Source organism: Streptomyces sp. NPDC048196 (assembly GCF_040652715.1).
In the GTDB taxonomy this organism is placed as follows: domain Bacteria; phylum Actinomycetota; class Actinomycetes; order Streptomycetales; family Streptomycetaceae; genus Streptomyces; species Streptomyces siderophoricus.
Window position 1 is genome coordinate 1 of sequence record NZ_JBEZMM010000063.1, and the last position, 10,351, is coordinate 10,351.

Annotated in this window: 9 protein-coding genes; 6 read left to right on the forward strand and 3 right to left on the reverse strand. The window is 74.7% G+C overall.

Features of this window, described 5'->3' with window-relative positions:
* Window positions 1-145: 145 nt before the first annotated feature.
* The 3 genes from AB0E02_RS34770 to AB0E02_RS34780 form a co-directional block, all read right to left on the reverse strand.
* Window positions 146-418: a hypothetical protein gene (locus AB0E02_RS34770; protein WP_261951908.1), complete on the reverse strand. Its 273-nt coding sequence runs from the start codon at window positions 416-418 to the stop codon at window positions 146-148.
* Window positions 419-545: 127 nt separating this feature from the next.
* Window positions 546-2,105, reverse strand: a complete 1,560-nt coding sequence (locus AB0E02_RS34775; protein ID WP_362147260.1) for an AMP-binding protein — start codon at window positions 2,103-2,105, stop codon at window positions 546-548.
* Between the two features lie 117 nt (window positions 2,106-2,222).
* Window positions 2,223-3,131 (reverse strand): Gfo/Idh/MocA family oxidoreductase, encoded by a 909-nt coding sequence (locus tag AB0E02_RS34780; RefSeq protein WP_362147263.1) that lies wholly within the window; start codon window positions 3,129-3,131, stop codon window positions 2,223-2,225.
* A 225-nt stretch (window positions 3,132-3,356) separates the two neighbouring features.
* On the opposite strand from AB0E02_RS34780, the gene AB0E02_RS34785 reads away from it, so the two are divergent.
* The 6 genes from AB0E02_RS34785 (at window position 3,357) to AB0E02_RS34810 (ending at window position 10,302) form a co-directional block, all read left to right on the forward strand.
* Window positions 3,357-4,823 carry a hypothetical protein gene (locus AB0E02_RS34785; RefSeq protein ID WP_362147266.1) on the forward strand — a complete coding sequence of 489 codons (1,467 nt, stop codon included), beginning with the start codon at window positions 3,357-3,359 and terminating at the stop codon, window positions 4,821-4,823.
* The gene (locus AB0E02_RS34790) at window positions 4,820-6,025 is read left to right on the forward strand and encodes a hypothetical protein (protein WP_362147269.1); all 1,206 of its coding nucleotides are present in this window, start codon (window positions 4,820-4,822) and stop codon (window positions 6,023-6,025) included. The genes AB0E02_RS34785 and AB0E02_RS34790 overlap by 4 nt, the downstream gene beginning before the upstream one ends.
* A gap of 227 nt (window positions 6,026-6,252) precedes the next feature.
* Window positions 6,253-7,275: a glutamine synthetase gene (gene glnII / locus AB0E02_RS34795; protein ID WP_362147272.1), complete on the forward strand. Its 1,023-nt coding sequence runs from the start codon at window positions 6,253-6,255 to the stop codon at window positions 7,273-7,275.
* A 244-nt stretch (window positions 7,276-7,519) separates the two neighbouring features.
* On the forward strand, window positions 7,520-8,449 hold the full coding sequence (locus AB0E02_RS34800) for a hypothetical protein (protein ID WP_362147275.1): 930 nt from the start codon (window positions 7,520-7,522) through the stop codon (window positions 8,447-8,449).
* 1 nt (window position 8,450) lies between these two features.
* Window positions 8,451-9,143 carry a rhomboid-like protein gene (locus AB0E02_RS34805; RefSeq protein ID WP_362147278.1) on the forward strand — a complete coding sequence of 231 codons (693 nt, stop codon included), beginning with the start codon at window positions 8,451-8,453 and terminating at the stop codon, window positions 9,141-9,143.
* Between the two features lie 526 nt (window positions 9,144-9,669).
* Complete coding sequence (locus AB0E02_RS34810; protein WP_362147281.1) at window positions 9,670-10,302, forward strand: winged helix-turn-helix domain-containing protein; 633 nt, start codon at window positions 9,670-9,672, stop codon at window positions 10,300-10,302.
* Window positions 10,303-10,351 lie beyond the last annotated feature (49 nt).

Consider the following 10,351-nt stretch of genomic DNA (forward strand, 5'->3'; position numbering starts at 1 on the left):
GGGCGGGGCGGGGGGGGGGGGGGGGGGCGGCGGGGGGGGGGGGGGGGGGGGGGGGCGGGGGGGGGGGGCGGGGGGGCCCCCCCCCCCCCCCCCCGCCGGTGTCGTCAGCAGGTGGCGCGAAGCGCGGGCGTGTGTCGGCGGGCCGTCAGCAGTTGTCGTAGAGCAGCGCGCGCACCAGGCGGCAGGTCGTGTCGGAGGGGGCGTGCACCCCTATCCGGGCGGCGGTGCTGCGGATCCGGTGGTTGGGGGCCTGCTCGGGGCGGTAGACGCCGGTGTCGAGCAGGGCGATGGCCAGGCGCATGGCCTTCAGGCGGCGGTTGTGGGATTCGTACCGCTCGCGGGGCCAGCCGGCGGGCAGTGGTTTCTTGGGCAGCGGGTGGGCGGGGAGCGGCTTCGTCATCGTTACGGCAACAGCCACGGGCGACCTCCTGGAGCGCTGGGAAAACCCTCACTGACTGGTTCCCATTCTACCGGCCGGCACTGACAAAAGCCCCTGGCCAGAGCCGATTTGGGGCGCTGGCCAGGGGCTTTCGCGCGGGTCGTCGTCAGGCCGTGGCGGCACCCGCCCGCAGCACCGTCTTGTCGGGTTTGCCGACCGGCGTGAGCGGGATGGCGTCGACGACGTGGACGGCGGCCGGGGCGTACATGGCGCCCTTGTGCGCGGTGACGAACGCGCGGAGGTCGGCGAGGCCCACGGTCCGGCCCGGGGCGGGGACGACCGCGACGTGCACCTCCTCGGTCTCGTCCGCGGTGCGCACCCCGTAGACGGCGCAGTGGGCGACCGCGGGGTGGGTGTGCAGCAGGTCCTCGATCTCCGCCGGGTGGACGTGGCCGCCCACGACGATGATCACGTCCTTGACCCGGTCGACGAGGTAGAGCCGGCCCTCGTCGTCCAGGCAGCCGACGTCACCGGTGCGCAGCCAGCCGTCCCCGGGCAGGGCCCGCGCGCTCTCCTCGGGCTGCTTCCAGTAGCCGGCCATCACACCGGCGGAGCGGACGTGCACCTCGCCCGGCTCCCCCGTCGGCAGGTCGCGGCCGGCCGCGTCCCGGACGGCGATCTCCACGCCGGGCAGCGCGCGGCCGACGGTGATCCGGCCGCCGGGCCCGGTGGGCACGTGGTCCTCCGGGAGGGCCAGGCTGATGCTCATCGCCTCGGACATGCCGTACATCCCGTGCAGCACCGGGCCGAAGACCTCGGCGGCCTGCAGCAGGCGGGAGGGCGAGGCGGGGCAGCCGCCGTAGGTGATGCGGGTGAGGGAGCTGAGGTCGGTGGTGGGGAGGGTGGGGTCGTCGAGGAGGCGGTAGAGGAGCGGGGGCAGCAGCCAGAGGTCGGTGATGCGGTCGCGGGCGACGGCGGCGAGGACGGCGGCGGGGTCGAAGGTGCGGTGCAGGACGACGGTGCCGCCGCCGGCGAGGGTGAGGTCGGACAGGATGCCCGCCAGGTGGGCGAGCGAGGTGCAGACCAGGAACCGGGCGGGCCGGTCCCCGGGCTCCGGTGCCATGTGGGCGAGCATCGCGCCGTAGGGGGCGTGCGCCATCCGGACGCCCTTGGGGATGCCGGTGGTGCCCCCGGTGTGCCGGATGCACCAGTCGTCCTCCGGGCGGGCCCGGCTCGGTACCTCGGGGGTGGCCGGGAGCGCGGCGCAGGCGGCGAGCAGGTCCGCGCCGAGCTCGGGGGCGGGCGCCGGGCCGAGGGTCAGCACCTCGGGGCGCGGGCCCGGCAGGTGGCGGAGTATCTCCCGTGCGGTGGCGTGCAGTTCGGGGTCGACGACGAGCAGGGCCGGTTCGACGCTGTCGGCCGTCCGGGCCAGGGATTCGGCGGCCATGCCGTCGTAGAGGAACACCACCCGGGCGCCGAGGAGGTTGACGGCGTAGCGGACCGCGAGCACCTCGGGCCGGTTGCCGCTGAGCAGGCAGACCGTGTGGCCGCGGCCGATGCCGCGGGCGTCGAGCACCGCTGCCATGCGGTGGACGGTGGCGTGCAGCTCACCCGCGGTGAGGTCGGGGTGGCCCTCCGGGCCGGTCAGTGCGAGCCGCTCCGGGTCGCGGGCGAGGGCGGCCAGGATGGTGTCGGCGTAACTGGTGAAGCCGGTGGCGGGTGGCATCGACGGTGTGCTCCTCGGTGCGGTGCTCGGGCGGTCGGCGGCCGGACGGTGACCGGCCGGCGGAACCGACGCTACGGCCGATCTCTCATGCCCTCCACGACCAAATGCGCCATGTACTCATGACCGTTGAGGCATGAGCGGGGTGAGGGACTCCTCCGCCGCCGCCAGGATCTCGGTGACCCGCAGGCCGAAGTGGACGTCGCAGGCGTTCGGCAGACCGGTCTCCGCAGCGGCGCGCAGGGCGTCGAGGGCGCGGTGGTAGGCCGGTCCGGGGCCGTGCTGACGGCGGGGCAGGGTGGTGACGCCGGCCGTGCCGCGGAGGGTCACCTCGACGCCGGCCGCGGCGGCCGGAGCGGTCAGCCCGACCGTCGCGGTGCTGGCCGCGCCGCTGCTGTGCCGCAGCGCCAGCAGCACGGTGTCGGCCGGGCCCCTGGTGGCGGTCACCTCCTCCGCGTCACCCAGGACGGGCAGCAGGACGGAGAGCGCGTGCGGGCCGACGTCCCACAGGCCGCCCTTGTCGCGGCGCCACGGCGAGTGGGCGTACGGGCTGGTGGAGCCGTCGGAGAAGACCGGCGCGAGCCAGTCGGCGTGCGCGGTGAACCAGCCGCCCGCGGCCGCCTGCGCGGCGATCCACTCGCCCTCCTCCGCGCCGAACCGCGCGGTGAAGAACACCACCGAGGCCACCCCCGCCCGGTCGGCGGCCTCGGCGACCGCCCGGGCCTCGGGCACGGAGGTGGCGACCGGCTTGTCCAGCAGGAGGTGGCAGCCGGCCCGCGCGGCGCGCTCGGCCAACGGGCCCTGCACGGACGGCGGCAGCGCGATGGCCACGGCGTCGCAGTCGGCGCACAGCTCGTCGGGGCTCTCGTACGGGCGGGTGCCGTGGGCCTGGGCCAGGGCGGCGGCGGCCTCCGCGCGGCGCCCCCAGACGCCGGTGAAGGCGACGCCGGGATGGTCGGCGAGGGCGGGGGCGTGCACGCTGCGCGCCCAGGGGCCGGTACCGAGGAGTCCGATGCGCAGGATCGTCATGCGGCCAGTGTCCCCCGGGGCGGGCGGCGGACGGCCGATTCCCCGGGGCGGCCGGGCCGTGTCCCCGGGTCGGTAATCGGCATGCCCGCCGCGCCCGCCCGGTGTTACGTTTCCCCCAGCCGGCCGCGGGACTCCGGTGCGACTTCCGGACCTGCTCTGCAAAGCAACGATTCGCTGTTCGTGCCCCCATTCCCCGGCCGGCGTCCGACGACGGGGAGGACACCGGTGCAGAGCTGCCCGGAGCTGGTGGCGGCCGAGGACGTGCTGCTGTTCGTGAACGCCGCCATCACGGCCACCGGACAGCGGGAGTTCCGCTCCGGCGCGGCGGAACAGCAGCTGTCGCTGGACTTCCTGCACGAGTACGTGCGCATCAACTACCGCCCGCTGTACGCCGCTTCGCTCGCCCTGGACATCAACGACCACAACGCCGCGCTGATCGTGCGCCGGCTGCTGGAGACCGCGGGCGAGGCGACGGCGGACGGGCGGCGCACCGAAGGACGGCTGATCGCGGCCCGGCTGGCGCGGCTGCCCGCACCGCGGGTGTACCGCCTGTTCCGGGCGCTTCGCGCAGCCGGGGTGAACAACCGCCGGACCCGCGCGATCATCCGCGACTGGGTCGCCGCGCGCCCGGACCCGGCACTGGACGCGGTGAAGTACCGGGCCGGCCTCAGGTGCGCGGCGCGCCACGCCCATCTGCCGCTGCACGGGCCGGGCGATGACGGTGGTGAGCTGGGCGACTTCCTGTTCGCGCCGCGCCGCCGGAAGCAGTTCGACACCCCGCTGCTGGACGCCTGGCGCCGGGCGCACTACGAGCAGGGCGCGCTGTACGAGTTGCCGTTCACCGTCGCCGAGGGGTTCGCGGCGGCGCACGGCATCGGGCGCCGGGCCTTCCTGGAGGGGATCGCCCCGCGGATGACGCGGCGGGAGCGGCTGCGGGTGCAGGAGTCGGCCCGTGCGCACGGTGCCGAGGTGGACCGCGATCTCACCGGGATGCCGCTGACCCGGCTCGCCTCGTACGTCCTGGGGCTGCCGCTGGACGACCGGGTCGCCCGCCGGGCCGAGCTGACCGGCGCGCTGCGGGCCGCGGCGCGGCGTACCGCCGGGGCGCGGGCCGGGACGTGGGGCCGGGTGGCGGCCGTACTGGACGACAGCTACTCCACCACCGGCTCGCGGCAGAAGCGGCGCCGCCCGCTGGCGACCGCGCTGGCCTGCCACTTCCTGCTGGAGGCGCTGGCCGAGGAGTACCTGCCCCTGTGGACGTCCGGGCGCCGGGACGCGCTGCTGGTCCGCCCGTACGGGCCGACCCCGCTGGGCATGCGGGTGCTGGACGCGCTGGAGTACGCGCCCGAACGGCTGGTGATCGTCTCGGACGGCTGGGACAACGCGCCGCCCGGGCTGGCCGGTGAGGTGCTGCGGGTCTGGCGGGCCCGGCTCGATCCGCGCGGCGCCACCTCCGTGGTCCACCTCAACCCGGTCTACGAAGCCGAGGACTTCACGGTGCGGCGGCTGTCCCCCGTGGTGCCGACGGCCGGGGTGCGCGACGCCGAGGACCTGCCGGCGCTGGTGCAGCTCGCGCGGTTCGCCGAGGGCCGGACCGGGCTCGCCGAGCTGCGGGCCCATCTGGACGAGCGGGTGCGGCAGTTCCTGGCGGAGGACGGGGAGCCGGTCCGTGCAGCGGGGGCCGCGGGATGAGCAGGCTGGATCTGAGCGGGCTGCGGGCCCGGCCGGCGCAGGTGTGGGGCGCGGTCCGGCTGGTCCCGCTGGTGCGGGCGGAGCCGATCACCGATCTGCGGCTGCACCGCGAGCTGTACGAGGACGGGCCGCTGACGGTCCGGGGCGAGCGCGGCACGGCCTACACGGCGTACGTTCCGCACGGTTTCGTGGCGAACTGGACGGGCGACGGGTCGCCGGCCGCCGCGTACGGCTCGCAGCTGAGCGATGAGCGGGGCCCGGTGGTGTGCGCGCCGCTGCACCTTCCGCGCAAGCTCGTACAGCGCCGGCGCGGCAAGGAGGAGGGGACGAGGGCCGGGACGGGGGCCGCGACGGGGCCCGGGAAGGGGAATGCGTCCGGCGGTCCCTCGGGCGGGCTGCGGTTCCTGCCGCTCCATCTGGCGCTCGACGGCTATCTGGCGCTGCACTTCGGCGGCCCGCCGATCGTGTGGGAGGAGTGGACCCGGCGGGCGGTCCGCGACGGGCTCTCGCCGCGCGCGGAGCGGGCCTACCGGGGCGAGGCGATCCCCGGGCTCGACGACGCGCTGCGGGTCTTCGAGATCCACCCCGGGCAGTGCGGGGTGCTGGTGTACGTCGCCGACGCCCTGGCCGCCGCCTTCGTGGTGCCGCACCCGGACGACTACCGGGCGCTGCACCCGTCGCTGCTGCAGGACCTGTACGGCGAGCTGATGTACCAGTACGCCCTCTACGGCGGTCCGGTGCCGGAGTTCACGCTCCGGATCGCGGCGGAGTACATCACCTCGCTCGCCGAGCTGCGGTCCGCCGCCGAGCGCCGGCAGCAGGAGTGGGAGGGGCAACACGCCGCCCTGATGGCGGGCGAGCTGCTGGACGAGACCTACGAGGTGCGGCAGGCGTACCGGATGGGGCGGTTCCGGCTGTCCCGGTTCCTGCCGCCGTTCGCGCTGCACCGCACCCAGCACATCGGCGAAACGATCACCGACGGCAAGGGGCGGGTCGCCTACCTCAAGACGTTCCGGCTGACCGACAAGCAGGTCCGGCGCGGTCATGTGCTGCACCGGCTGGCGGCCCACGACTGGCACGTGGGACGCACCGCGGAGGCGATGGGGATCAGCGGTCCGGAGCTCGTCCGGCGGGTGACACACCTGGGGTTCGAGGGGCTGCTGAAGCCGCCCGCCGAGGGGGTGGCGAAGGGGCGCGGCTGAGGTCTGCGCCACACCATCAGCCGCAAACCGGGAGATAACCGGCCAGGAGACGGCCCTGGAGCGCCATGGATTCCTGGGCATAACGGGAAAAATCCCTTACCAATGACGGGATGTCCGGCTGGGTAACCTGCGGTTCACATATGGGCAACGGACGAGAAACGGCCCGTTGCGAGAGTGCGAACGTACGCCCGCACGCGTACCCGCACCTACCCGTATAAGAGGACCCCGTGACCATCAAGGCCGAGTACATCTGGATCGACGGCACCCAGCCGACCGCCAAGCTCCGTTCCAAGACGAAGATCCTGGCCGACGCGAGCAAGCTGCCGCGCTGGGGCTTCGACGGGTCCAGCACGAACCAGGCGGAGGGCCACTCCTCGGACCTCGTCCTCGAACCGGTCTTCAGCTGCCCGGACCCGATCCGCGGCGGGGACCACCTGCTGGTGCTGTGCGAGGTGCTCAACACCGACCTCACCCCGCACTCCTCCAACACCCGTGCGCTGCTGCGCCCGGTGGCGGAGAAGTTCGCGGGCCAGGAACCGATCTTCGGCATCGAGCAGGAGTACACCTTCCTCAAGGGCGAGCGGCCGCTCGGCTTCCCCGAGGGCGGCGGCTTCCCGGCCCCGCAGGGCGACTACTACTGCGGCGTGGGCGCCGACGCGATCTTCGGCCGGGAGATCGTCGAGAAGCACCTCGACCTGTGCCTGGCCGCGGGCCTCGGTCTGTCCGGCATCAACGCCGAGGTCATGCCGGGCCAGTGGGAGTTCCAGGTGGGCGCGCTGCCGCCGCTGGAGGTCTCCGACCACATGTGGGTGGCGCGCTGGCTGCTGCACCGTACGGCGGAGGAGTTCGGCGTCACCGCGTCGCTGGACGCCAAGCCGGCCAAGGGTGACTGGAACGGCGCGGGCGCGCACACCAACTTCTCCACCCGCGCGATGCGCGAGGGCTACGACCCGATCATCACCGCCTGCGAGGCGCTGGGCGCGGACGGCAAGCCGCTGGAGCACGTCCGCCAGTACGGCACCGGCATCGAGGACCGGCTCACCGGTGCGCACGAGACCGCGCCCTGGGACGAGTTCAGCTACGGCGCCTCGGACCGCGGTGCGTCGGTGCGCATCCCCTGGCAGGTCGAGGTCGAGAAGAAGGGCTACATCGAGGACCGGCGGCCGAACGCCAACGTCGACCCGTACGTGGTGACCCGGCTGATCGTGGACACCTGCTGCACGGAGCTGGCGCGGCGCGAGCAGGTCTGAGACGGGCCGCAGCGCGAACTGCCATAGGGCGTAGGGCCGTAGCGCGTAGGGCCGTAGCGCGTACCGCCGTAGCGCCTACAGCTTGGCGCGCACGGGAGGGGCCGGACCTGTGGGTCCGGCCCCTTCGCGTGTCCGGCGTTCGCCCCGGCCGCCGGGCGGCATTGACGGTGGCGGCGGCGATGTCAGTGGCGGCGGCGTTGCCAGTGGCGGCGGCGATGTCAGTGGCGGATGGCAGGCTGGGATCATGCTTGCGATCAGCGTCAAGACCGAGTCCGGGGCGGACCTTTCCCGCCCCACCGCCGCGGAGCTGGCCGGACTGCTGCGGCGGATCGGCGCCGACGGCGACCACTTCGCGGTCGTCGAGCGGCTGCCCGACGAGGACCAGGTGTACCTACAGACCTGGCGGGACGGCGACGGGCCGTTCGCCGTGGAGCATCGCGACGGCGCTCCGGAGCGGCACTTCACGGCCTCGGCCGCGGACCCCGAGCGGGTCGTCGAGGTGTTCCTGGACTGGGCCAGCGGCGGGCAGGCGTGGAGTACGGCGCTGGAGTGGCGGCCCGCCGACCTGTTCGCCACGCCCGGCCTGGACCCCGCGATCCGCGCGGAGGCCGAGGAGCGGGCCCAAGCCGGCATACGCTCCGGCTTCCGCGCCTTCCACGAGGTCGTCAGGGACGTCCAGGACGGCTTCGACCCCGCGGAGGCCGAGGTCTCGAAGGAGGAGGCACGGCGGATCGTGGCGCGGCTGTGGGAGCAGCGGCTCACCGAGCAGGCCGAATGGCCGGAGGTGACCGACCCCGACCGGGTCGCCCGGGCCTTCGCCGCGCTGGCGGACCAGGGGCTGACCGCCCGGATGGACTTCACCTGTTGCAGCAACTGCGCGCTGGGCGAGATAGGGGGCGATCGGGCCGAGGGCGACCGGGGCTTCGTCTTCTTCCACCACCAGGACACCGCGGCGGCCGCCGAGGGCCACGGCCTCGCGGTCCGCTACGGCGCCTACCCCGGCCCCGGCCAGGACGCCGCGGAAGTGCCGGGCGAGCAGCGGGCCGAGGTCGGCCGGACGGTGGCCGCGGCGCTGGCCGGGGCGGGCCTGCAGGTGCGGTGGGACGGCGATCCGGACCGCGTGATCGACCTCGCCCCGCTGGACTGGCGCAAGCGCCTGCCGACGGGAGCCTGAGATGACACCCCGGCCCCGCCCGTCCCTCCCGCCCCGGGTGCCCTGGGCCGCACCGCTGTACGTCGGAGCCGTCCAGCTCGGCGCGTACGCCACCGCGCGGCTGCCCGCCCGCCGCCGGACGGAGCTGCTGCGCGCCCACTCCACCAACGTCGCCAATCTGCGGGCCGGCCGCTGGAGCACGCTGCTGACCAGCGCCGGGTTCGTCGAGGAGCCGCTTCCGGTGCCGTACGGCGCGGCACTGCTCGCCGTCCTCGGCACGGCCGAGCGGCGCTGGGGAGTGCGGCGCGCGACGGGGGTCTTCGCGACCGGCCACATCGGCGCCAGCCTGCTGGTCCACGCCGGCCTGCGCGCCCGCGCCCACCTGCGCGGGCCCGAGGACCCGACCCCGCACGCCGTCGACGTCGGTGCCAGCTACGGCTTCTACGCCACCCTGGGCGCGCTCGCCGCGTCCGTCCCGCACCGCGGCGTCCGGACCGCCGCCACGGCCGGCCTGCTGGCCCTGGGGATACGGCCCGTACTGCGCCGCGGGCGGACGTTCACCGACGCCGGCCATCTGACCGCGCTCGCACTGGGGGCGACGATCGGAGCCGGAATCGCGCAGGACGGCACACGGCACACCCGGAGGGCGGGCAAACCGGGGATACGCGGTGGCAGGCCGCTGGCGGACCGGGGATGGACGACAGCAGGCCGCTAGCGGACGGGGGATGGACGACAACAGGCCGCTGAGGGGCCGGGGACTGGCGACAGCAGGCCGCTAGCGGACCGGGGATACGCGGTAGCAGGCCACTGACGGGCCTGGGACGGCGACAGCAGGCCGCCGACCGATCGACAACAACGGATTTCGGCCACCCGTCCACTCCCTCCCCCGCCCCCAACTCCTGTCCTCACAGGCCGAGTCGGAACGGAATCGCGCCCGGTCCGGCGGTATGTGGCGCCCGAGTGCGGTGGATTCGCGTCACACCACCACCCACACCAGGGACAGATCACCGACTGTCTGGTTCAATGGGGCCATGGCCAGCCTCACCGACACCGCGACAGGTCGCAGCGACCTCGAGCCCTTCTGGCCGTCCCGGCAGGCGCACGCTTTCGACCGTCTGTGTTGCCGCGCGCACTGAGCGCGGGCCCGCACACACCTCATCGACGCCGCTGACCGGCGTCCCCAGCCCTGCCCGCGCGCACGACGTCCCCGACGCCCCTCTGCGCGAAAGAGCTGACTCCTGATGACGAACGTCCGTACCCTGACCGCCGGTTCCACGACGGCCCCCCTGTCCCCCCTCACCACCCCGCACCCGAACCGCCACCGCCTGCGCGCCGTCTCACCCGACGAGGCCCACCCGTCACCCGCCACCGCCCCGGGTGGAGGCGCTGCGCGCGACAGCGTCCCTGCCGTGGCGGAGCTGCTGAACTCCGGCGCCACCTGGCTCCCGGCGCCCCAGCACAGCCTGCCGGCACTGCCCGGTCAGCCGCCGATGGTCGGCTACCTCGTCCTGGTGCCGGCCGACCAGGCCCCCGCCCCGGCCGCGCCGCCACCGGCCGTACGGCCCGAGGCACCCGCACCGACCGGCGACGAGACCCTCCGGATCGACCCCGAGCAGCGCACCGCCCAGGTCCTGGGCCGCCCGCTGGACCTGACGTACCTGGAGTTCGAGCTGCTGGCCCATCTGGTCGCGCATCCGCACCGGGTGCACACCCGTGACCAGCTGGTGACCACGGTCTGGGGCTACGGGCACGTCGGGGACGGCCGCACCGTCGACGTCCATGTCGCCCGGCTGCGCCGCAAGTTGGGCGCCGAGCACCGGTCGTCGATCGTGACGGTACGGCGGGTCGGCTACAAGTACGTGCCCAGCACCTGAGTCCCGTGCGTCCGGGGCCCGTCGGACGGTGCGAGTCCCGGACCCGTCG